30 protein-coding genes are annotated in these 18,980 nt (G+C 47.2%); 18 read left to right on the top strand and 12 right to left on the bottom strand.

The genetic code is table 11. The annotated features are described in order from the left end of the window. Positions 1-110 precede the first annotated feature (110 nt). A complete protein-coding gene (cdd, locus tag CX651_RS05655) occupies positions 111-1,007 on the bottom strand; it encodes a cytidine deaminase (protein WP_045283753.1) in 897 nt (298 codons plus the stop codon). Positions 1,008-1,096: 89 nt separating this feature from the next. Further along, positions 1,097-2,515 carry an exodeoxyribonuclease I gene (gene sbcB, locus CX651_RS05650; protein WP_101054493.1) on the bottom strand — a complete coding sequence of 473 codons (1,419 nt, stop codon included), beginning with the start codon at positions 2,513-2,515 and terminating at the stop codon, positions 1,097-1,099. Between the two features lie 178 nt (positions 2,516-2,693). Between sbcB and CX651_RS05645 the strand changes: the two genes are divergently transcribed. From CX651_RS05645 to CX651_RS05635, 3 genes are all read left to right on the top strand, one after another. Then, complete coding sequence (locus tag CX651_RS05645; RefSeq protein WP_101054490.1) at positions 2,694-3,866, top strand: tyrosine-type recombinase/integrase; 1,173 nt, start codon at positions 2,694-2,696, stop codon at positions 3,864-3,866. 219 nt (positions 3,867-4,085) lie between these two features. Continuing rightward, complete coding sequence (locus CX651_RS05640) at positions 4,086-4,865, top strand: hypothetical protein (RefSeq protein ID WP_101054487.1); 780 nt, start codon at positions 4,086-4,088, stop codon at positions 4,863-4,865. Then, positions 4,849-5,253 carry a hypothetical protein gene (locus tag CX651_RS05635; protein WP_101054484.1) on the top strand — a complete coding sequence of 135 codons (405 nt, stop codon included), beginning with the start codon at positions 4,849-4,851 and terminating at the stop codon, positions 5,251-5,253. The genes CX651_RS05640 and CX651_RS05635 overlap by 17 nt, the downstream gene beginning before the upstream one ends. A 115-nt stretch (positions 5,254-5,368) precedes the next feature. Here the strand turns inward: CX651_RS05635 and CX651_RS05630 are convergent, their stop codons facing one another. The 7 genes from CX651_RS05630 to CX651_RS05600 are packed head-to-tail and all read right to left on the bottom strand — an operon-like array spanning position 5,369 to position 8,138. Further along, positions 5,369-5,590 (bottom strand): helix-turn-helix transcriptional regulator, encoded by a 222-nt coding sequence (locus tag CX651_RS05630; RefSeq protein ID WP_025009557.1) that lies wholly within the window; start codon positions 5,588-5,590, stop codon positions 5,369-5,371. Further along, positions 5,587-5,844, bottom strand: a complete 258-nt coding sequence (locus tag CX651_RS05625) for a helix-turn-helix domain-containing protein (protein ID WP_101054481.1) — start codon at positions 5,842-5,844, stop codon at positions 5,587-5,589. The genes CX651_RS05630 and CX651_RS05625 overlap by 4 nt, the downstream gene beginning before the upstream one ends. A gap of 9 nt (positions 5,845-5,853) precedes the next feature. Continuing rightward, on the bottom strand, positions 5,854-6,501 hold the full coding sequence (locus CX651_RS05620; protein WP_101054477.1) for an MT-A70 family methyltransferase: 648 nt from the start codon (positions 6,499-6,501) through the stop codon (positions 5,854-5,856). Continuing rightward, positions 6,498-6,794, bottom strand: coding sequence for a PapB/FocB family fimbrial expression transcriptional regulator (locus CX651_RS05615; protein WP_157822671.1), 297 nt, complete (start codon positions 6,792-6,794; stop codon positions 6,498-6,500). Before CX651_RS05615 ends, CX651_RS05620 begins: the two co-directional genes overlap by 4 nt. Next, positions 6,791-7,435: an ASCH domain-containing protein gene (locus CX651_RS05610; protein ID WP_101054471.1), complete on the bottom strand. Its 645-nt coding sequence runs from the start codon at positions 7,433-7,435 to the stop codon at positions 6,791-6,793. Before CX651_RS05610 ends, CX651_RS05615 begins: the two co-directional genes overlap by 4 nt. Continuing rightward, positions 7,432-7,938: a hypothetical protein gene (locus CX651_RS20305; RefSeq protein ID WP_308427925.1), complete on the bottom strand. Its 507-nt coding sequence runs from the start codon at positions 7,936-7,938 to the stop codon at positions 7,432-7,434. The genes CX651_RS05610 and CX651_RS20305 overlap by 4 nt, the downstream gene beginning before the upstream one ends. Continuing rightward, on the bottom strand, positions 7,935-8,138 hold the full coding sequence (locus CX651_RS05600; RefSeq protein WP_101054468.1) for a hypothetical protein: 204 nt from the start codon (positions 8,136-8,138) through the stop codon (positions 7,935-7,937). The genes CX651_RS20305 and CX651_RS05600 overlap by 4 nt, the downstream gene beginning before the upstream one ends. An 85-nt stretch (positions 8,139-8,223) precedes the next feature. On the opposite strand from CX651_RS05600, the gene CX651_RS19825 reads away from it, so the two are divergent. Next, positions 8,224-8,568 carry a MerC domain-containing protein gene (locus CX651_RS19825; protein ID WP_146225968.1) on the top strand — a complete coding sequence of 115 codons (345 nt, stop codon included), beginning with the start codon at positions 8,224-8,226 and terminating at the stop codon, positions 8,566-8,568. Between the two features lie 32 nt (positions 8,569-8,600). Here CX651_RS19825 and CX651_RS05590 read toward each other — a convergent pair whose 3' ends face one another. Together CX651_RS05590 and CX651_RS05585 are read right to left on the bottom strand one after the other, a co-directional pair. Continuing rightward, positions 8,601-8,972, bottom strand: coding sequence for a hypothetical protein (locus CX651_RS05590; protein ID WP_101054461.1), 372 nt, complete (start codon positions 8,970-8,972; stop codon positions 8,601-8,603). Positions 8,973-8,981: 9 nt separating this feature from the next. Next, positions 8,982-9,308, bottom strand: a complete 327-nt coding sequence (locus tag CX651_RS05585) for a hypothetical protein (RefSeq protein WP_025009563.1) — start codon at positions 9,306-9,308, stop codon at positions 8,982-8,984. Between the two features lie 160 nt (positions 9,309-9,468). Between CX651_RS05585 and CX651_RS05580 the strand changes: the two genes are divergently transcribed. Continuing rightward, a complete protein-coding gene (locus CX651_RS05580) occupies positions 9,469-11,346 on the top strand; it encodes a hypothetical protein (protein ID WP_101054458.1) in 1,878 nt (625 codons plus the stop codon). 5 nt (positions 11,347-11,351) lie between these two features. On the opposite strand, the gene CX651_RS05575 is transcribed toward CX651_RS05580, so the two are convergent. After that, positions 11,352-12,044 carry a S24 family peptidase gene (locus tag CX651_RS05575; protein WP_101054455.1) on the bottom strand — a complete coding sequence of 231 codons (693 nt, stop codon included), beginning with the start codon at positions 12,042-12,044 and terminating at the stop codon, positions 11,352-11,354. Positions 12,045-12,152: 108 nt separating this feature from the next. On the opposite strand from CX651_RS05575, the gene CX651_RS05570 reads away from it, so the two are divergent. From CX651_RS05570 to CX651_RS05515, 13 genes are all read left to right on the top strand, one after another. After that, on the top strand, positions 12,153-12,347 hold the full coding sequence (locus CX651_RS05570) for a Cro/CI family transcriptional regulator (protein ID WP_101054452.1): 195 nt from the start codon (positions 12,153-12,155) through the stop codon (positions 12,345-12,347). 31 nt (positions 12,348-12,378) lie between these two features. Then, on the top strand, positions 12,379-12,972 hold the full coding sequence (locus CX651_RS05565) for a hypothetical protein (protein WP_101054449.1): 594 nt from the start codon (positions 12,379-12,381) through the stop codon (positions 12,970-12,972). Positions 12,973-13,160: 188 nt separating this feature from the next. Then, complete coding sequence (locus CX651_RS05560; protein WP_101054447.1) at positions 13,161-13,505, top strand: hypothetical protein; 345 nt, start codon at positions 13,161-13,163, stop codon at positions 13,503-13,505. Then, entirely contained in the window at positions 13,502-13,729 is a 228-nt protein-coding gene (locus CX651_RS05555; RefSeq protein WP_101054443.1) for a hypothetical protein, read from the top strand. Before CX651_RS05560 ends, CX651_RS05555 begins: the two co-directional genes overlap by 4 nt. Continuing rightward, the gene (locus CX651_RS20240) at positions 13,726-13,854 is read left to right on the top strand and encodes a hypothetical protein (RefSeq protein ID WP_258181119.1); all 129 of its coding nucleotides are present in this window, start codon (positions 13,726-13,728) and stop codon (positions 13,852-13,854) included. Before CX651_RS05555 ends, CX651_RS20240 begins: the two co-directional genes overlap by 4 nt. After that, complete coding sequence (locus CX651_RS05550) at positions 13,851-14,666, top strand: helix-turn-helix domain-containing protein (protein WP_198552043.1); 816 nt, start codon at positions 13,851-13,853, stop codon at positions 14,664-14,666. The genes CX651_RS20240 and CX651_RS05550 overlap by 4 nt, the downstream gene beginning before the upstream one ends. Further along, positions 14,659-15,390: an ATP-binding protein gene (locus CX651_RS05545; RefSeq protein ID WP_157822670.1), complete on the top strand. Its 732-nt coding sequence runs from the start codon at positions 14,659-14,661 to the stop codon at positions 15,388-15,390. The genes CX651_RS05550 and CX651_RS05545 overlap by 8 nt, the downstream gene beginning before the upstream one ends. Further along, a complete protein-coding gene (locus tag CX651_RS05540; protein ID WP_101054436.1) occupies positions 15,377-15,718 on the top strand; it encodes a hypothetical protein in 342 nt (113 codons plus the stop codon). Before CX651_RS05545 ends, CX651_RS05540 begins: the two co-directional genes overlap by 14 nt. Continuing rightward, the gene (locus CX651_RS05535; RefSeq protein ID WP_101054433.1) at positions 15,715-15,942 is read left to right on the top strand and encodes a hypothetical protein; all 228 of its coding nucleotides are present in this window, start codon (positions 15,715-15,717) and stop codon (positions 15,940-15,942) included. Before CX651_RS05540 ends, CX651_RS05535 begins: the two co-directional genes overlap by 4 nt. After that, positions 15,942-17,192: a tyrosine-type recombinase/integrase gene (locus CX651_RS05530; RefSeq protein WP_186296691.1), complete on the top strand. Its 1,251-nt coding sequence runs from the start codon at positions 15,942-15,944 to the stop codon at positions 17,190-17,192. The genes CX651_RS05535 and CX651_RS05530 overlap by 1 nt, the downstream gene beginning before the upstream one ends. A 27-nt stretch (positions 17,193-17,219) precedes the next feature. Further along, positions 17,220-17,477 (top strand): helix-turn-helix domain-containing protein, encoded by a 258-nt coding sequence (locus CX651_RS05525; RefSeq protein ID WP_308427924.1) that lies wholly within the window; start codon positions 17,220-17,222, stop codon positions 17,475-17,477. Beyond that, positions 17,467-17,832: a hypothetical protein gene (locus tag CX651_RS05520; protein WP_101054427.1), complete on the top strand. Its 366-nt coding sequence runs from the start codon at positions 17,467-17,469 to the stop codon at positions 17,830-17,832. Before CX651_RS05525 ends, CX651_RS05520 begins: the two co-directional genes overlap by 11 nt. A gap of 19 nt (positions 17,833-17,851) precedes the next feature. Beyond that, positions 17,852-18,880: a ParA family protein gene (locus tag CX651_RS05515; protein ID WP_101054574.1), complete on the top strand. Its 1,029-nt coding sequence runs from the start codon at positions 17,852-17,854 to the stop codon at positions 18,878-18,880. Positions 18,881-18,980 lie beyond the last annotated feature (100 nt).

The raw sequence follows: 18,980 nt of genomic DNA, 5'->3' as shown, positions 1-18,980 counted from the left end.
AAAAATAGTTATCAGTTCCTTGATTCAGTGCCTGTTGAATCTCGGTTTCTTTTTCAGCCCCGCCAAAAGAACAGTCAACACTGCTCTTTTGGGGGATTGTGAGTCAAGTATCAGTTGGGCTCGGGGCTAACCACTATATGTTCCAACTCTACAGGCGCCACTGCGTGCAGGGCGTCCATGCTGGCTCCCACCAGTGAGATTTTGCCATCGGCCGATTCCAGCAGCAATGCCCGTTTTATTTCGCTGAAGCTGCGGTTATGGCGCAGCAGAGTCGACAGTGCCATCTGCATCGGCATCATGGATGGGTTAAAGGCAGCGTTTTCGGCGTAACGGCCACAGAAGGTGGCGCCATCAGCCGTTTCCAGTACTACTGCACAATGACTCTTGCTGTACGGGGCATAGCTGAGGCTGGCGTGATCCAGCGCCTCAATCACCATGGGATCGGAGCTCTCAAGCGCCAGGTTTACCTGTTGTTTACTTAGCAAAGGCGTAGTGACATTGAGATCTTTGGGGCCAAAGGCGTAGGGCAGGTAATGACTCAAAGGCGCTGTAGGCTGTTTGGGCAGGTGAATACGGATCTCTTGCCCGGCCACTAACTCATTCATAAACTGACGGCAGTGGCCGCAGGGACTCTCGTTGACTATGATATCGACTACCTGGCTTTCACCGCTCAGCCAGGCATGACTGATGGCGCTTTGCTCGGCGTGAACCGAGTGGCACAAGGCTTCACCCGGCAGTTCGATATTGGCACCCATATAGATATCACCGCTCTTGCCTTTGGCGATGGCGCCGACATAGAACTCACTGATTGGCGGATTGGCCAGTGCCGCAGCAATAGGCAAGAGCGCCAGCAGTAACTCATCATCACCAAGGCCGCTGGCCTTGGCCAACTCACTCAGCTGCTGTGCATCCAGATGACCGGCGAACTCATCGTTGAGCAGTGGCACCAATTGCTCGGCAAGTGCTTTGGGCAACTGGTTCAGGCTGTTTACAAATCTGTCTTGCATTGGCCATTCCTTGTTAAATGTTAAGCTAATGGTTATCCAGTTTAGTCAGGAAGTTACAGTGGAAACGGGACTGGCTTCGCAAAATTCCGTTAAAGCGCCTGTAAGTATTGCACCAGAGCCTTGAGAAGTCGCTGGTGACTTTCATTTTCGGCAGTTTCTTCCAACAGATTTTCCAAGCGAATGACATAATCCGGATCGTTGAGCCTTTGCTGGCAGAATTCATGCCAGCGCAGTGTTTCTTTGTCTGTAAGTGTCGAAGGATAGTTGCGGGCACGATAACGAAACAGCATCTCCTTGAGTCTGGGGTCGTCAAAGCTGAGATCCAGCGCCGCCAGGTTATCGGGGGCGGTATGGCGGATCATCTCCATCTTGGCCTTATCCGCGGGAGAGAAGAATCCTCCGCTGTAGAGCATAAGATCCGGATCTGTACTTTGGTTGTCCCTTGGGGTATCAAACAGGCTTGCCAGCTTGGAGCGGATCTGCGGATGCTGGCGCAGGCGCTTGTATTGCTCGCGGGCAAAGGCCTTGTCAAATCCAATCCGCTTGGCGGCTTCATCGGTCAGTGTCTTGGCGGTGGCAATAAAGGGGCACTTATTGATATGCACCTGTTTGACAGGTATGGGTAATTCATCTTCTGCCAATTCGCTTCTTGGCGTATAGAGCCGCTCGCGAATGCTGTCTACATCCAATTCAATCAGCGGACTGATATCCATATGCAGGTTAACGCAGACAATGGCATTCTTGTTCTCCGGATGATGGGCCACAGGGGCTATGAGAGTGGCACAGCCCTGAGTCGCCGGGATTTTGGAGCTGATATGCACCAAAGGTTGCATATTGAGTACATCGATTTGCTCTGAGACTGCCTGCTTGCGTCTGAGTTTGAAATAGTAGTCAAACAGTCTTGGTTGTTTCTCTTTGATCAGTTTGGCCAAGGCTATGGTGGCATATACATCTGACATGGCATCGTGAGCCTTTTCATGGCCGAGTCCGTTGGCCTGGGTCAGATGTTCGAGCTTAAAACTGGGAGAGCCATCCTCTTTGGTTGGCCAGTTGATCCCGTCCGGGCGCAGGGCATAGCAGGCCCGAACCAGATCGATAATATCCCAGCGGGAATTGCCTTGCTGCCATTCTCTGGCATAGGGATCGATAAAGTTTCGGTAAAAACCATACCGGCTGACCTCATCATCAAATCGCAGCGAGTTGTAGCCGGCGACGCAGGTATTGGCTTGGCTGAACAGGGCATTGATCCGCCCCATAAATTCGGTTTCCGGCAGCCCTTTGCCATTGGCCAGTTGTGGGGTGATCCCTGTGATGAGAATCGCCTCGGGTGAGGGCAGGTAATCGCTGGCTATCTGGCAGTAAAAGGTCTCGGGCTCACCAATGATGTTCAGCTCCAGGTCGGTACGTATCCCGGCAAACTGCGCCGGCCTGTCTTTCGCCGGATTGGCGCCGAATGTTTCATAATCATGCCAGAATATTGTTGGCATTGTATCGTTGTTTCTTGTCATTTATAACTCTTCAAATATTCTGCTCAACTATCTGATAAATATCGCCAACGCTGACCATGCTTGTTTATTTGTTTTCACCAGATTTTAAGACCGTTTGAACCCATGTGTGTACATACCTGTGTACATGTTGCTCAAGCTAACTTATGCTTAATCTAAAATATGTACACAGGTTAGTGAAATGTCTTTGTCTGATGCTAAGTTACGCGCGATTCTTGGCAAACCATATCAGGGTAAACCCGAGCTTTCAGACCGTGATGGCCTTGGGGTACGCATCACTCCTCAGGGCACTATAACATGGCAGTGGCGTTTTCGCTGGCAAGGAAAGCCTTGTCGGTTATCTGTTGGCCGATATCCCGACTTAAAGGTTGCAGAAGCGAGGCAGCTGATTCCTGAAATCCGCAATGTATTGAGTAATGGTACAGACCCACGCCTTTACTGGAAACACCGAACTACCCAAGAAGGTATGCCCACACTGAAAGATATCTGTGAGGCATTCTTAGAGCTACGGGCCCCAGGGTTAAAGCCGGGCACAGTTGCTATCTATCGTTCTGCGTTCAATGCTTATCTGTTCAACGCATTCCCCGGTAAGCCAGTTGAAAGAATCACCATGAGTGAGTGGATCGATTTCTTCGACAGTATCGCCAAAACCAGCCGGGTAACTGCAGGCGCCATGCTCAAGCATGTAAAAGCAATATGCAATTGGGCTATTCGCCGGCAGATGATCTCTAATCTTGATGTACTTCAACTGCGTGTATCTGATGTTGGTTCACCATCCAAGGTAGGTGACAGGGTACTGACCTTTCCCGAGTGCCATAAAATACTCGCTGAGTTAGATAAAAGCCGGGCAACTACTACAGTTATCAATTCGATAAAGGCTTGCTTGTACTCAGGGGCAAGGATCTCTGAGCTGTTGAAATCAAAGCGTGCCGATTTTGATTTGGAATCCATGGTCTGGACAGTACCTGCTCAAAACAGTAAAACTAATTTGCCTGTTCGCAGGCCAATCACGGAAGACTTACTGGCCATTCTGCAACAACAGTGGTCACTGTATCAGTCAGAGTGGAGTTTTCCGGCCCCGAATGAACACAGAAAGCCCCTGGGGGTAGCATCAGTCAATAAGCTAGTGCGTGAGATACGTGCCAGAATGGATATCCCACACTGGCGCTTGCATGATTTTCGTCGCACTCTGTCTACCAGGCTCAGTGAAGTAGGGGTATTGCCCCATGTTACCGAGAAAATGCTTGGCCATGTGCTCGGCGGGGTAATGGCAGTATATAACAAGCATGATTGGCTTGATGAACAGCGAACTGCTTATGACCGGTGGACCTTGTTGTTAACCCCTGCATGTTAGTAATGACATGAGTGCATTAGTCTTATCCTTATGATTTTAAAGTAACTTCAAGAGAACATCTTCTGTTGTTTTTCCTTTAAAACTCTGTTAAGTTTTTGAGCGAAAACAATATGGATTTTTGTAGTGCGTACTGATTTGGGGTTTGCATGATTTTGGTGTAAAATTCAGCGCTCAGTTGGGCGAGTGGTTTGTTGCTCACTATATGTAAAGGAAGATTATATGACGGTTCAGCCGGCATCAAAAGTTGCGAATATTGTCGATTCATTCGTTCCGTTCTATGACAGAACCCGGGCGATGACATTGTTTGAATATAAGAAATACCAAAAAGAAATTGCTGCTATTGATGATTTTGCTGATCGGTATATGTTACTCGGAATGTTAGAGTGTCATTATGGTAATGCTGACGCATGCCGAGATAACTTTTCCAAGGCTTTAAATTTATGCCAAGAGGATACTTACTGCCACAATTATATTGTGGCATTACAATGGTTAGGTGATTTTAGAGGTACATATCAAGCCTGTGAAGAATATCTTGGTAAAATATTTGCTAAGTCTTCTCTAGAAAATATTTTGTCTTTTGCTCATTCATATTTTATCGTTGATCTGGTTGATAAGTGTTTACGCCGTGCGGAGACTTTATCTTTGGGTGAGTTTGAGAATGCTTATGAACGTATGCTGTATTCTTTCAATGCATTTAAAGCCACAGAATACTACTGCAAAGATGATGAATTAGGCTACTCAGAATTATTAATGGATTTTGCTACAGAATTCTCACTGTTTGAAGTTACTGGTATTCATGTTAATTATGATGAAGAAGATAAGGTCTTACACCTTCTCATTATGATTAACGATGGATATGATGATAATGGTGAGACATTTGTTAAGTCGCAAGAATATTTTATAGACAATGTATTTGAAAGGGAATTAAACCAGAGAATTGTTGTTTCATATTTAACTGGTGCTAGTGTCGGAGGAGAAAAGGATGTCCGTAAATTCTGATTCGTTTATGCTGGTTGCTCAGCATGATCTAGCACTAGGACAAGAGATTGGATACAGGATGGCTGTTGGACGCAGCTACTATGCTGTATTTCATAAACTCCTTGAATCTTTTAATCAGTATCAGTTTGATCATAGTTCTTCTGGGACGCATTCAGATGTCTATGATTATTTGCTGAATGGTGCTGGTGCAACTTATGAGAATAAAGATCCTAAGCAATTTAAAATTATTGCCTATCAATTTATGCAAGCCAAGCAGAAGCGAGTTCATGCGGATTATAATTTAGCCTTGGATTATAAGAAAGAGACTGCAGAAATGGAGTTAAGGCAGGCTGAAAAACTCATAAGGAAAATTGAAGAGGTTTTTGCTGAAAAGAAAATGTCAGCATAACAACAAATGCTAGAGCTGAGTTTGTTGCTGATGTTTATTATTGTATTCGTTTTATATATATAGCTTGAAAGCGAAAGAGCAAACAAATAATCACTCTTTCGCTTTTTTGATTTTATCAAGCCGCCTCTTGCTCTCTGTCCCAAGCTTCCAGCTGCTTTCTCGAGTAAAACCTCCCGTTGTGAATAGGAGCGGGGAAACCAATTTTACGGCGCCAGTTCCACAGTGTTGTGGGGCTGGAAAGCCGGTAACGTTCCATTACCTCTTTGGTGGTTAAAAACAGTTTCTCTTCTGTGTGCTGTATTACCAGTTGGGTTGTTTGCTGTTGCTCATTACTCATGCTGCCTTCCTCCTCAATTGATCCATTTGATGCAGGAAGCGGGCATAAGGGGCCGCCTCCTTTCGTTCTGCAATATCCAAGTAACTCAGCCGTTGCTCTTGCTGCTTGTTTGCCATGGCCACCGCCTCGATACGTGAGCGGGTGATCCCCAAGCTTTGCAGGTGGCGTTTTACTCTATGAACAGGCAACTGCAGTTCAGCGGCTACTCGTTCAAAGCTCAGGCCTTGTTTGTAGAGTTCTGCTATCTGGTCCATATAGTCTCCTTAAGCGGCTTTGTTGCCGGCAGTGAGTAATGGGATTGAGTGCTCAACTTCGTTACCCCATGCATGCCACCCTGGGTGATTTTGACGGGCGAACAACTCGACCCGCGGCAGATCACCCATGAGTTCAACAATGCGGTCTCTGGTGCAATCCGGTTTCCGTGAGTGCTCGCGTATCGGTTCGATAATGAGTTGCCGCACACCTTTGCCCTGGCGCTTGGGTTTACCCTTAACAGCAATCAGGCAATCCTCAGTGTTGCCACGGGTCCAGTGCCCGAGGCCTATCTTGGTGGCGGCCATCAGCAACTGCAGCAGTTGTTCTTCCGGCATGGTTTGCAGGTCAATCTGGTTGACTCTAAATTCACGTTGCAGGTTGTTGAAAAAGCGTTTGTTCAGCTTTACCCAGGTGAATGCCTTCATGGTCTTAAGGGTGAACCCCCAAGCCTTTACCACTTCCAGTGCTTCCAATGGCATGGCGGGAACGTGCCACATGAACAGGGTGCAATCAGCCGCTGCCATATCAGCAACCGGCATGGCCTTCATATGCTCAAGGCTCATAACGTCATACTTACAGCTGGCGCCTCGGTTGCCGTTCTGGTTCTTGTCGTTGAACTTCCAGGCAGGGTCGGCATAGATAATTTGGTAACTCATCGAGCCGCCTCCTTGTTGGTTAACCCACAACTATTCGTTGCTTTGTAGCCAAAGCGCTGCCAGTCGATCTCCTTCACGCGCTCGATGCGGGCGGCAACTTGTTCCATTGATTTCTGGTTAGTGCTTAAGTTGCCGGGGTCTATGCCGTTAATTTTGGCGGCCACGCTGGCCGGGTGCCCCTTCACATAGTGATCCTGCAAGGCGCTGATCATTGGCTCTGATGTGATATCGGTGAAGCTAATTAGCAGATCAAAGCGCTCTTGGCTTTCCATACCGGGGATGAGGTGCTTCATGCTGCCTCCCCAATGACACCGTTGGTTGTCAACACCTTGAACTCGATTACCCATACCCAAGGATTAGCATCTAGTGATTCTTGTCCGTAGATTTTTTTCCATAAAAATTTAAAGTTGAACGATGGTTTAAATTTCCATCCCATACCCTCTACTTCTGGATAATCACAGCCCTCTGCACAAGCATCTTGTTCACTGATATCCTGCAACCGTTCAACGCGAACATTTGTGATTTCAAGGATGATTCGGCAGGCACTGCGCGGCATGTGAATGGATGGCTTCCATCTGATTCCACCTTCAGACCTGCACCAATCAGCCTTATAAATAGATGCTTTGTCTTTATCTATTGGGCTTTTTATTTGAGTCACACCATCGCTGTGTGCGTATGCTGTTCTCGGAACTACCGCAAAAGTCTCACGCACCCAAAGCTGGTCGCCGACTTGGCCAAGCGGGCAAAACTGGCGGTAGTACCCCATGCTTTTAATATTTATTTCACCATCAAGATTGTGACATTCTCCGATAGATGCCGCGCATTCAAACAGACCCAACTGCTTAGCGGTAAGCGTTCTGCGCGTCTGGGTCTTTCTACCCTCTAGGATGGCTCGCACCATTTCAGTGTTGAAGATAATCGGGCGTTGTCTCATGCTGCCTCCTTGGCTTTGACTAGGGCGTCGATACGCGCTTGCGATTCAGCCATAACCTCGGTGGCAACTTCGGCTTCTTCTGCATTTGAAGCGTTTGATAGCTTGGAACTGGCGGCTACTAAATCAGAAGCGGCTTTTGCCAGCTCATTAAACTTACTATCGAGCTCAGCGATAGCATCAAGTTCAGCTTGAGATGGAGTCGGCACAAAGAACATGGCAATTGGGCCATCTTCGGTGTCGTGAATGCTCAGCAAGAAGTTGCCGGCTTTGGAGCAGTGCGGATACCAATAACTGCAATCAGCTTCGCCAACTTCAAAGTAACGGTCAGCCACTTCTTCTGGGGCGTCACCATCCATCCACTCAACAACGATTGTGCCGTTGTTCTCTTTAGCCCAAGCGTCAATTTGTTCTCTCGTGGTGCCTTCATCCCACACAGGTAAATCGGGATGTGTCCAATAGCCGTAGTCATCGCGAACAACTGGTGTTGGTTTGATGGTATTCATGCTGCCTCTCCTTTTGCAATTAGCTGGGTGCGTATGCATTCCCACTTGTTGATCTCGTTTTGCCAGAATGGCGCATTGCCGTAGTTACGCATCATCCACTTGGCTGTTTCAATTTTTTGTTCGACGAAACCAGACCAAAGCACTAACGTCGTTGGCCGTTGCCCGTGTGCATTACACTTGTGTTGTTGCTCTGTATTCATCGATATATGCCCTCAAACCGAACTGTTATACCGCGCCAGTATCGTGTTACATTCCGTTCAATCAGCCTACAAATTGAGCAACAGGATGCTGCGCAAACTTAAAAATGCTTACCGTCATTTCAAACGGCGATATCCTTTTACAATTCTTGCTGTCGGGCCATTGCTCTTTGGAATTGCCCTTTGGCAAAAGGTACTAAGCGGCGACTATGAAACAGCCGTTGTACTTATCGTCTTAATCTTTATTTTGGTGTTTACAGGCATCCTGATTCTTTCCATGCGTAAGGATCATGCGCAGTACATACAGTGCATAGAAGAAGCACAAGAACGCCGCCGCAATCGCAACAAGATCAGAAGCCTTCAAGTTGAATATGAGCGAGCTATTAAAGCGCTGAGCGATAAGATCCGCGATAATCCAAATGCCATTGATTAGTGCGACCCACCACACTGAAATCCATGATTCCTTCATGCCGCTGCCTCCTTGGTTAACTCAATGCAGAGTAGGGTGGCTAACTGCTGTGGCGGCACTTGGATGGCCTCGGCCATTTCCAAAACAAAGGCCTCGCCTTGGAAGTCGCAGGTAATGCGGTTATCAAACCATTGAACTAATCCACCAAAGTAGGGATAGTCATCACATTCACTTGCTGTTAAATTCACATAACGTGATGTTTGTGCGAGTATTTCCCAACAGTTGTGGCATGTTTTAAAACTGGCGGGTTCGCCGTTCCATACACCTGAGGTAAAGGCATATTGCTCGCCCTGGTTGATGGTGCTGTGGCACTCACAACATTGGTGCGGTTTACGGGCAGTGCGGGTGCGAGTTGATTGGCAGTCCATGTCGGCCTCCTACGCAATAGCGTTGCTAAACAGCGGTGTGATAGCGGCAGCATGATGATGGCTGCGCCAGATAGTGGCTTGGTAGTTTTGGCTGTGTACCCGAAGGGCAAAGCTTTCACCAAGCTCGCCAGCGCAATCGACATATACCTGGTCGAACCGTTGGCTTGGATGGTGTTGGTAGAGGTAACGCTCCAACTCTGCCACACGTTGCTTTACCCGTGGGCAGTCCATTGGATTGCTGTGCTTGGTCATCAAGCAGGCGAAGCGCAGTGACACTAACAAGCGGTGTTCGGCGCGTTCCTTTGCGGTGCTTGGGTTGGTGGTCAGAATTGGCATTTTTTTTACTTGAGTTAAGTTTTGTTTACTTAAGTTAAGACAACTTGACTTCTCGTGCAAGTGAAATTTTGGGTAATTACTAATAGAGTTTGATTTACTATGATTTTTCAATGGGTAAGCTATTGGAAAGTTGATTTTTGATTTGGAAAAGGGTTGAGGGATGGAACTAACCACAGCAGATACGAAATTGTTATCATCAGCGGCGGTATTTAGAGGTCTTTACGATGATAAAAAAGACATTTATGTCACTCTGAAAGAATTTATAACTTATATTATTAAAACTAAAGCACTTAGAAGTTTTTCAGCAATTGAATGTGTTAGTTACTTTGAACAAGAGTTCAACTTCGGTATCCCAGAGGCCATAATTAAAAGTTGCTTAAGAAATAGGTTTGTTAAAACTGGTGAATTAACTTTAGAACGTGGTGTATATATTGTCACTCCTAAAATAGGAATCGATAACGATAAGAAAAAACAATTCGACGAGTCAAAAGAAAAATACTTGAAGCTGATAGAAAACTTGTATCAGTTTTGTTCTGGAAGTGGAAGTTATTCTGTTGACAGGGATGAACTTATCCGAGATTTTGAAGATTATTTACTTAGACCTGAAAAAGCTAGTAAAAATAAAAAAATGATCGCAGGGTATATAGTAAATCACGCGGATAAGGATATGCTGGATGTAATACATCAAATAGAAGAAGGATTAGTTTTATACACAGGGATTAGATATTCTCCAGATATTAGCACTTTAGGTGTCTGGCGTAATGATACTGCTATTTACCTTGACACTGAAATTATGCTAAGTGCAGTAGGGCTTAACGGTGAATTGTATAAAAGGCTTTTTAACGATTTCCATAGTCTGATAAGAGAAGCAAATAGAAAGAGGAAAGGCGGAAAGATAACTTTAAAATATTTTGAAGAAACAGAACAAGAAATTATCAGCTTTTTCTACGCTGCACAAAAGATAGTTGAAGGTCACGTGAGACCAGATCCATCAAAAACTGCAATGTTGAAAATTATTCACGGTTGTAGGTATGCTAGTGATGTTAAACAAAAAAAAGCAATTTTCATGAGTGAGATCAAAGGTCTAGGCATTGTCAAAGATGATGCTCGTGATTATTACGAATCTCATGAATATAACATAGAAAATCAAGAGCTTATATCTAAATTGGGGAATGATTATGGAGACAGTAAAAAAGATGGCTCCGATATAGAAAATGAGATTTCAGAGATATTGAAAATATTTACAAAGATCAATGTTCTCAGAAAGGGGAATAATATTGGTATAGACAAGGTGTCAGCAATATTCCTTACTGGTAGTAGTTTGTCTCTTTCATTGGCGTTCGCAGATGGTGTATTTGAGGGGAACGGAAATATACCATTTGCAACTGATTTGGATTTTCTTACTGAAAGATTATGGTTCAAGTTAAATAAAGGGTTTGGTGGGGATGTTGTCAAACCAGCCTCATTCGATCCATATATTAAAGCCAAGATAGTATTGTCATCCATACTCAGCAAATCTGTATCTAAAGTATACTCCGATATGTCTGAACAGTATAAGGATGGAAAGCTTAATAGCGAAAATTTAGCTTATTTATATGCTGAGATAAGAAACGTACCGACAAATCCAGATGATGTTTCAAACGACACTTCATATTTATCTTCAGATTTCTTATCTGATAAATACATAAATGATGTAATTAGGAGTAGACAAGAATTAGAAGCTAAAGCTATTCAAGGAGAGGAGTTTAAGAAAAAATATTTTCGTGAAACTTACGAGAAAAAGCAACTGCTTTTAAAACCTCATAAAAAAAATGCATTTATGACTCATTTTTCTATTATTTTGCTAATGGTAATTTTATTATTGGTGGTGATATTTTTACCACTTTTATTTCAGTCTGAATCTGATTCGCTATTCACGAAACTTGCGTATGCTTGGAGTGCGATACTAACAATTATATCATTAGTTAATGCAAAAAAAATGAATATGTATGCAAGAAAGGTTGCAGTTAGTAGATATAAGAAAAGAAAGATAAAATAATGAAATTACAATAATACGGAATACCAAAATACTCGACCAATAACGGTGATCACTTTTGCTTGATCACCGTTATAACTTTCATCTGGGTATTCATCTTGGTTATAGCTGCGCAGGCGTAAGCCGTTACCGGGTAGGGTATAGAGCAGTTTTACTCGTAACATGCCATCGTGATTAATGGCATACATTTTTCCATCGACAATGGCTTTGTTGGCAGTATCAATACCCACGGTACTACCGTTAGGTAACACTGGTTCCATGCTATTACCGGAAACTTTCACACATGCAACTGAACTATGTTCAACCCCTTGACTGCGTAGGGTAGATTTAGAGAAGCGTAGTTTAGGACCGTGGTTCTCAATATCTGCAATGATGCCGTTACCCGCAGAGAGGTTAACCTCAGTGTAGAAGGGCACTTCAACTTCATCTTTATCTAGCGGTGTGCTGTTATCCCAAGTGGAAATTTCGCCTTGGAATGAACCATCAGAAGAGAGTTTCTTCTTTTCTTCTACACCGTATAGAAGGAATGATGATGATGCGTTCAACGCTTTACACAGCTTATGCATGTTCTCGCCTGCAGGTGAAGTAATGCCGTTCTCCCATTGGGATACAGTGGCTTTAGTGACACCTACACGCTTTCCTAAAGCTTCTTGAGAAAGCTTTAGTTCTTTTCGTTTGGTTTTGATTCGTTCATTCATCATAGTTTAGCAATCTTAACTTTCATCTTGTCAATTGTCCTTTACTTTTATATTGACTAAAAAGTAAAGAGGTCTTAACCTTGGTTTTACTTATGGTAAAGGAGGCTTCTGATGAAAACGTCGATGGCTATTGATCATTTTGAAACTGCTACAGCGTTAGCCAAGGCGTTGGGCATTACCAAATCTTCTGTATCTCAATGGGGCGAACACGTCCCACAACTTAGAGCGTATCAGCTCGAACGCATCACCAATGGCAAGCTAATAGCTGATGATTCGCAAAATGATAGTGAGCAGCAAGCAGCTTGATTACACGGTAAACCTAAAAGGGAGTTTAGCCATGAAACACAAATCACGCCTTGACCTGCTAATGGTTGCCATTCACCGCTGGTTGGAGTTGCCGAAGGTGAGCCGTGCGTCACTGGCGGCCAGTGTTGTGGAGGTTGTTGATCGCCTGGGCCTGAAACAGCCACTGGCCAGAGAGGGGATAAGCTTTGCGCGAACCGATGACCCTTACAACGATGCCAGGATCAATGCCCAGAAGATCTTCCGCTGGCTGGGCCAGTATCAAGAGTGCCATCCAAACCCGGAACGCCTGTTTCATGTTGAGCAAGCTTTGCTTGCCGCTATGCCTACCCATTTGCGTATGGCTTACCTCAATGATGTGTATGGCCCGATAGGGGTAACGGTAGTGGAAGACTCAGGCCTTGTTGGCGGGCAGTTGGAGCCGGGCAGGGTGGCGGCAATTCTCACCAAGGAAAACAGTGAAGCCCAGATTGCGGTTATTACCCTGGGCTCGCAGCCGACCCGCGAGCAGGTTGTTCAGTGCCACCGTGAGCTGAGGGAATCGCGGGCGACGACTGAGGCCAGTATTCAATTGCTGGAAGCCGAGTTTTCTTTCCTTCGCGCTGGCAGAGCCACCGCCAATGAGTAACGAAGCAGACGAAGCCCAGCGGGTATCTGAGCTGTTTGACAGCCTGGCAATAGCCCAAGCAAGGAAGCCAGCGCAGACAGCCGCAAGCACCGGCCGCTGTTTGTATTGCAGTGCTCCGGTTGCCGCTGAGGCCCGTTTTTGTGATGTGGATTGCCGTGATGATTTTGAATGGATTAACAGGAGGAAGCATGGACGAGCTTGATCTGATTGAACTCGATATTTACCCGCAAATGCAGGCTGAGAACGTTAACGCTTGGCGTGAGGCGAACCGCTGCGGGTTTTCGCGCGGCGCCTTGGCGGTGATTGGTAAGGCGTATGCCGCGACTGTGGTGGCCTATCAAGTGGCGGCCCCGCTGCCGGCAAACTCAATTGAGAGAGGGCTGGCGATAGACGCATTCAGGGCTGCATCACTTGAACTTGACCGGGTGATTGACGAAATGGAACAGCGTGAAGCGTTGGCGTTGGCCTGGCATGAGTTTGTTGCAGTGTTGCGCTCTACGTTGCGCAAGACGTTGGGATTGGAGGCGATATGAGCGAAGGCAATGTTATCAGCATTGAAACGGCAGAGGAACGCGAGGCGTTTGAGTTTATGGCCAACCGCCAAAAGCTTAGGCAGCAAGACAGTGAGCGCCAGCAGCAGATAGCCAAAATGGCGGCTATTGCGGCGCGTTCTCACTCAACCAGCTTTACCGGCATTTGCGCCCGTTTGTATGACGCAGGCTGCCGTTTGCCTGACGATGGACCGGAGGCAGCATGAGCCACAAAAACAGAAGCGCCCGCGTTAGTTTAGTGACAGCTGCGGGCGCTTACCTGAGTTCAGGCTTGGTCATCATAGCCAAGCCATTGATGTGCGTCAATTTGGCGCAAGGCGGTGACGTATGAGCATGGAGCTTATGGTTAAGGCCATGCGGGCCAAGGTTGGTAACCCTTTGCGCAAGCTGGTGCTGTTGAAGCTTGCCGACAATGCCAATGACCACGGCGAGTGCTGGCCGAGTTACCAGCATGTTGCCGACCAATGCGAGATCTCGCACAGCTCAGTGCGAAACCATATTGCTGCATTGGATAAGGCGGGTTACCTGTCGATTACCCCTCGCAAGAATGAACTGGGTCACCAGTCGAATCTTTATCGTCTGCAATTTCCCCCAAAACCCAAGGTTGAACACGCCGAGCATGGCATGCAACAACCTGTGCCAGCAGATGACATACCTATGCCAGCAGATAGCACAGGGGTATGTCAGCAGATGGCAGAGGGTATGCCAGCAGATGACACACCCCCTATGCCAGCAGATGACACTAGAACCAGTCACTCTTTTGAACCAGTCAATGAACCTATAAAGAATAAACGCGCGAAGCGCTCAAAAAGTGCTGTTACTCAGTTCGATTTTTCGAAGTGGCCTGGGGTGCCTTCGCAGCAGGTGTTTGATGACTGGATTGTTGTCAGGCAGAGCAAGCGGGCCAAGTTGACCCAAACAGCGGTTAATCGGCTTGGCAAGGAGCTGCACGAGGCTGCCAAGCATGGCTTTAGTGTTGACGATTGCCTGGGTTATTGCGTTGTGCGCGGGTGGGTTGGTTTTGAGTTCCGCTGGCTGCAAAACAGCGGGTTGGTTGGTGGCGGAGGTGTCGCAAACGTACCTGAGCATAGCGGCGTTCCTGCCATGGATGATTTTGATCATTGGGGAGGTAACGGTGAATAAATCGCAATCATTGCAGCAGATGCTGCAACGCTTGAATGCCCCGGCCCATATTGAACCCTGCTCGCGTGATGTGATTGAGCGGATGAGGCTGGAGGATGAGCAGCGGATATCCAGCGAGCACAAGGCGCGCAGAGCGGCGGCACTGGTGGGGCAGTCCGGCCTGAATCAGCGTTTTCTAGACTGCACTCTGGATAACTACCGCTGCAGCTGCAAGGGCCAGTATCAGGCGGTTGACGCTGCCAAGGGGTTTTTAACGCGCTTTGCTGAGTTTTCGTCTACCGGGCGTGGCTTTTTGTTTTATGGCAACCCGGGTACCGGTAAGAACCATGTTGCCAGCGCCATTGCCAATGCTTTGATGAAACGCAGCCACACGGTGGTGATGATGAGCGTAATGGACTTGATGGACAGGGCTCGCAGTTGCTACCGAGGGCAGACCAGCGAAGAACAGCTGCTGCGAGACTTTTGCAGGCCTGAGCTGTTGATTATTGACGAGATTGGCTTGCAGCGTAGTAGCGACGATGAGCGGCTGTGGTTAACCCGCATCATAGATCGCCGCTTGTACGGCAACAGGGCTACCTCGTTTATCACCAATCTTGACGGCCAAGGCCTGCGCGATGTGCTTGGCGTGAGGGGCTATGAACGCCTGAAAGAGGCCGTTGGCATGGCGGTTAAGTTTGATTGGGAGAGTTATCGAGGGCGGGGAGGCAACCATGAGGCGGCATGATTTGGGGGCCGATGCCCCGGATTTTTACAGCGGCATTGTGGCCAGCCCGGCCGCGAATGATTGCGCGGTGATCCGTGAACCTGCCCTTGGCAGCCCGGCCAATCCGTATTTGACGTTCCCAAGGCTTTACCACTATCGCGGCGGCACTTCTGACCGCTCATTCATTGCCGAGCGACTGCGGGTGATACCTGAGGCTGATCTGCATTGGGTTTGTGGTGAGTATGAACGCCGTTACATGGCCGGGCGCGGTAACCGTGATTCACGCCGTGACGCCAACACTTGGTTGCACGAGTACGCAACTCAATATCGAAACAGGAGGGCAGCATGAGTACCCAGAAGCCAACAACCCAGCGCCAGCGGCTGGAGGATATCTTGAGCGGTGGTAGATGGTGGACCCTGTTTGAGGTTCAGGACGAGTGCCGCCGCCGTTTCGGCAGCTTTGACAGTGAAACAGCTCTGAGTGCCCGTTGGCGGGAGTTACCCGCCGAAAAGCGGATGAAGCGCATTCGCCAGGGTACGAACAAAACCTATGAATACAGGATGGTGGCTTGATGGCGAGCGGTGTTGAAGTTGGCAAGCTGAAGCGGGCGCCGCTGCGCCGTTGGTTGAGCGGCGGTGTTACCCGGGATTATCGGGATCCTCAGTATCCGACAGTGAGGCTGCGGGCCAATGGTGAGCGCACCAAGGCGAGTATTTTTCTGGTGTTCAATGAGCAGAACGTGACCCGCTGGCGCAAGGTAGGCACTTGGCCGGATCTGTGTATCGATACGTTTTTGGAGCAGTTGCCGGCAACTCTTGCCGAGCGAGCTGCCGGGGGTGAGGTTATGTTTGGGCAGTTTGTGACTGTGGCTGATGTGGTTACCTGGTATGCCGGGCATGTGGCGGATAACACGACTATGAGCGTGAGTTGGCGCAGGAATGTGCGTTCGATAGTTACCAGACACTTGATCCCAAGGGCTGGGCAGTTGCCTTTGGCATCACTGAGTTGGAGTGATTTGGATAGTGCGCTGGTTAAGTCGATGCTGGCTGATGGGTATTCGCCCCGCTATGTGGTGGAGGTGGTCAGTAAGCTAAAGACGGCGTTCAGTTCGGCCGCTGGGCTGCGCTTGCTCGATAGCAACCCTTTGGCCGGATTCAAGCCCAGTGTGAGGCTGCCCAAGGCTTTGGATGCGAGGCTGTATGACTCTGACCTTGGCGAGCTGTTCAAGCTGTTATCAGAGACTGTGATGGTTCAGGCCATGCTGTTTGTGTTGATGATGATGTTTGGGACCCGTATCAATGAAACCCGCCAGGCTCGGTGGGACCAGTTCACCGGCGATGTTTGGGTGATACCGCCGTCAAACACCAAGAACGGTAATGAGTTGCGGTTGCCGTTGACCAAATCTGCCCGGGCTTTGATTGATCATTACCGCCGCTGGCAGTTGGCCAATGTTGGCAAGCGTGCCTGGCTGTTCCCCGGCCGTGGTCAGGCGCCTATTGCTGTGCGTACTGCTCAGGATTGGTCTGTTGGCCTTCGCTTTAAATACTTCACTTCACACGATATCAGGCGGCTTTTTCGCACCATTATTGCTGAGATTGGTATTGATACCGTTATCGGTGAGTTGTTGCTTAATCACTCTCTGCCAGTGCTTTTGCGTACCTATGTTCAGTCATCCCTTAATGCAGGGGTGAGCCAGGCACTTGAGCAGTATCACCAGTATTTGATTGAGCGCGGATTTAATCAGATCGCGCCCGAGATAATCCCTAGATCGCATTCAGATCTTGGTAACGGGCAAAGTCAGATGGCAAGCGGGTGGCTGTGATGATCACTGCATCATTGTCAAAAGAGGATGCAATTGCACGAAAAGGGGCGTTTTAGGATGGCAAAAGCGGCGGCAGCATCAGGGGCAAAACTGCTGGCAATGGGTCGGAGATTGCGCCAAATGACCCAGGAGGAAGTGGCAAGCGCCTACGGGGTGAATGTCAAAACCTATCGGCGCTGGGAGAAGGGACAAAGCCCGGTACCGTATGACGACCTTTGCGCCATCTGTGCTGATATTTTTGCCCTGGACTTGTTCAACCTAAGAGGGATGGCCGATGCAGCATAATCACGATGCGCAGCATGAAGCGCTGATGAACATGAAGCAGCTCCGCCTTGAGTTGCGCGCGTGGGCTAACTGGTGGCTCAGGCATGAGTATGGCAAAGGGTACGCCCATTGTAGCACTTGCGCAAAGTTAAAAGAGTTGCGGATTCATATGGTTAGTGTGATCGAAATGCATATTAAACCACCACCGAACGTGATACGTTATGACCGTAAGGTTGAAAAACTGAGCACGGATTGCCGCCGGGCTATTCGGGCACAGTATTTCTGCAGAGGGAATTGGGCGCTTGTGGGATTTGATAATTGCAAGACGTTCCTGTTTTGGTTGAGACGTGCTGAATTGCAATTAATATGCAATTAATATGCAATTAAGGGAAATCATGAAAATTATTTCTTTATTTAACCATAAAGGTGGGGTAAGTAAAACTACGACGACTTTTAATCTTGGCTGGACATTAGCAGAACAGGGTTACAAGACACTTGTTGTGGATGCGGACCCACAATGTAATTTGACGGCGCTAGTATTGGGATATCAATCGATAGACGATATCTCCAACTTATATGAAAAAGGGAATGATCATGATATTTTTTCATGTATTGAGCCTGTAATTGATGGCTCCATGGGGCCTATACGGATTTGTAAGCCACTAGATACTCCAAATGATAACCTCAAATTGATGTGTGGTAGTTTAAAGCTATCTGAAGCTGAAACACAGATGAGTGTTGCTTTATCAACCAGTCAGGCTTTACCAGCTATTCGAAATATACCTGGATGTATTTCTGCAATGCTGAGAATGACTGGCGATGAATATAAATTTGACTATATTCTGGTTGATATGAGTCCAAGTGTTGGTACATTGAATCAGTGTATTTTAATGGGGAGTGATTATTTTATTGTACCTTCTGCGCCAGATTTCTTCTGTGCTCAAGCAATCAAATCACTAAGTAATGTTCTTCCTAAATGGAATTCAGATATTATTCAGTTTCGTAACTCAGAGTTGAAATATGGATTTCCTGAGATGCCACCTGTTTTTATAGGAAATATTTCTCAAAAATATCGCCCAAGAAATGGATCGCCAGCTAAATCCTTTCAACTCTGGATCGACGTGATTAATGCAGATATCATTAAATCATTAGTTCCAGCTCTACAGGCTTGTAATATGACCCTTTCTTTGGAAGAGTTTGAAAGTCGTGTAGGAATTGTCACTGAGCCTTTCAATCTTGCAAACATATCAGACTTCAACTCCCTTATCGCCAAATCACAAGAGCATAATGTCCCTGTCTTTGCATTAACAGAAGAGCAAATTGATCAGGTAGGCAAAGTTCTTGAAACTATGATCCAGAGTCGAAACGATTTTAAGAAAGCATTCGTTAAATTAGCAACTGCAGTTGTTAATGTTGCTCAGTGAGTCGGGTCCTTCCAGTCGCTGCTCATGCGGGGGCGGGGACTCGCAATCCTTCACTACATATGAAAAATTTTGGCGGTTGGTTGTTGTTTTATAACCATTG

The sequence above is a fragment of the Shewanella chilikensis genome, assembly GCF_002836945.1.
GTDB lineage: Bacteria > Pseudomonadota > Gammaproteobacteria > Enterobacterales > Shewanellaceae > Shewanella > Shewanella chilikensis.
The sequence above is the reverse complement of the archived record's forward strand: the minus strand, read 5'-3'. Positions and strand labels throughout refer to the sequence as shown.

Bases quoted from the DNA above. Each gene is read 5' to 3' on its own strand.
- CX651_RS19825 (WP_146225968.1), top strand. From the start codon at position 8,224: ATGCTGCGCAAACTTAAAAATGCTTACCGTCATTTCAAACGGCGATAT.
- CX651_RS05565 (WP_101054449.1), top strand. From the start codon at position 12,379: ATGAAACACAAATCACGCCTTGACCTGCTAATGGTTGCCATTCACCGC.
- CX651_RS05585 (WP_025009563.1), bottom strand. From the start codon at position 9,308: ATGCCAATTCTGACCACCAACCCAAGCACCGCAAAGGAACGCGCCGAA.
- CX651_RS05635 (WP_101054484.1), top strand. From the start codon at position 4,849: ATGTCCGTAAATTCTGATTCGTTTATGCTGGTTGCTCAGCATGATCTA.
- CX651_RS05515 (WP_101054574.1), top strand. From the start codon at position 17,852: ATGAAAATTATTTCTTTATTTAACCATAAAGGTGGGGTAAGTAAAACT.
- CX651_RS05530 (WP_186296691.1), top strand. From the start codon at position 15,942: ATGGCGAGCGGTGTTGAAGTTGGCAAGCTGAAGCGGGCGCCGCTGCGC.
- CX651_RS05615 (WP_157822671.1), bottom strand. From the start codon at position 6,794: ATGAAGCACCTCATCCCCGGTATGGAAAGCCAAGAGCGCTTTGATCTG.
- CX651_RS05575 (WP_101054455.1), bottom strand. From the start codon at position 12,044: ATGATGAATGAACGAATCAAAACCAAACGAAAAGAACTAAAGCTTTCT.
- CX651_RS05535 (WP_101054433.1), top strand. From the start codon at position 15,715: ATGAGTACCCAGAAGCCAACAACCCAGCGCCAGCGGCTGGAGGATATC.
- CX651_RS05625 (WP_101054481.1), bottom strand. From the start codon at position 5,844: ATGGACCAGATAGCAGAACTCTACAAACAAGGCCTGAGCTTTGAACGA.
- CX651_RS05580 (WP_101054458.1), top strand. From the start codon at position 9,469: ATGGAACTAACCACAGCAGATACGAAATTGTTATCATCAGCGGCGGTA.
- cdd (WP_045283753.1), bottom strand. From the start codon at position 1,007: ATGCAAGACAGATTTGTAAACAGCCTGAACCAGTTGCCCAAAGCACTT.
- CX651_RS05555 (WP_101054443.1), top strand. From the start codon at position 13,502: ATGAGCGAAGGCAATGTTATCAGCATTGAAACGGCAGAGGAACGCGAG.
- CX651_RS05610 (WP_101054471.1), bottom strand. From the start codon at position 7,435: ATGAGACAACGCCCGATTATCTTCAACACTGAAATGGTGCGAGCCATC.
- CX651_RS05540 (WP_101054436.1), top strand. From the start codon at position 15,377: ATGAGGCGGCATGATTTGGGGGCCGATGCCCCGGATTTTTACAGCGGC.
- CX651_RS05645 (WP_101054490.1), top strand. From the start codon at position 2,694: ATGTCTTTGTCTGATGCTAAGTTACGCGCGATTCTTGGCAAACCATAT.
- CX651_RS05600 (WP_101054468.1), bottom strand. From the start codon at position 8,138: ATGAATACAGAGCAACAACACAAGTGTAATGCACACGGGCAACGGCCA.
- CX651_RS05630 (WP_025009557.1), bottom strand. From the start codon at position 5,590: ATGAGTAATGAGCAACAGCAAACAACCCAACTGGTAATACAGCACACA.
- CX651_RS20305 (WP_308427925.1), bottom strand. From the start codon at position 7,938: ATGAATACCATCAAACCAACACCAGTTGTTCGCGATGACTACGGCTAT.
- CX651_RS20240 (WP_258181119.1), top strand. From the start codon at position 13,726: ATGAGCCACAAAAACAGAAGCGCCCGCGTTAGTTTAGTGACAGCTGCG.
- CX651_RS05550 (WP_198552043.1), top strand. From the start codon at position 13,851: ATGAGCATGGAGCTTATGGTTAAGGCCATGCGGGCCAAGGTTGGTAAC.
- CX651_RS05640 (WP_101054487.1), top strand. From the start codon at position 4,086: ATGACGGTTCAGCCGGCATCAAAAGTTGCGAATATTGTCGATTCATTC.
- CX651_RS05520 (WP_101054427.1), top strand. From the start codon at position 17,467: ATGCAGCATAATCACGATGCGCAGCATGAAGCGCTGATGAACATGAAG.
- CX651_RS05525 (WP_308427924.1), top strand. From the start codon at position 17,220: ATGCAATTGCACGAAAAGGGGCGTTTTAGGATGGCAAAAGCGGCGGCA.
- CX651_RS05570 (WP_101054452.1), top strand. From the start codon at position 12,153: ATGAAAACGTCGATGGCTATTGATCATTTTGAAACTGCTACAGCGTTA.
- CX651_RS05620 (WP_101054477.1), bottom strand. From the start codon at position 6,501: ATGAGTTACCAAATTATCTATGCCGACCCTGCCTGGAAGTTCAACGAC.
- CX651_RS05590 (WP_101054461.1), bottom strand. From the start codon at position 8,972: ATGGACTGCCAATCAACTCGCACCCGCACTGCCCGTAAACCGCACCAA.
- sbcB (WP_101054493.1), bottom strand. From the start codon at position 2,515: ATGACAAGAAACAACGATACAATGCCAACAATATTCTGGCATGATTAT.
- CX651_RS05560 (WP_101054447.1), top strand. From the start codon at position 13,161: ATGGACGAGCTTGATCTGATTGAACTCGATATTTACCCGCAAATGCAG.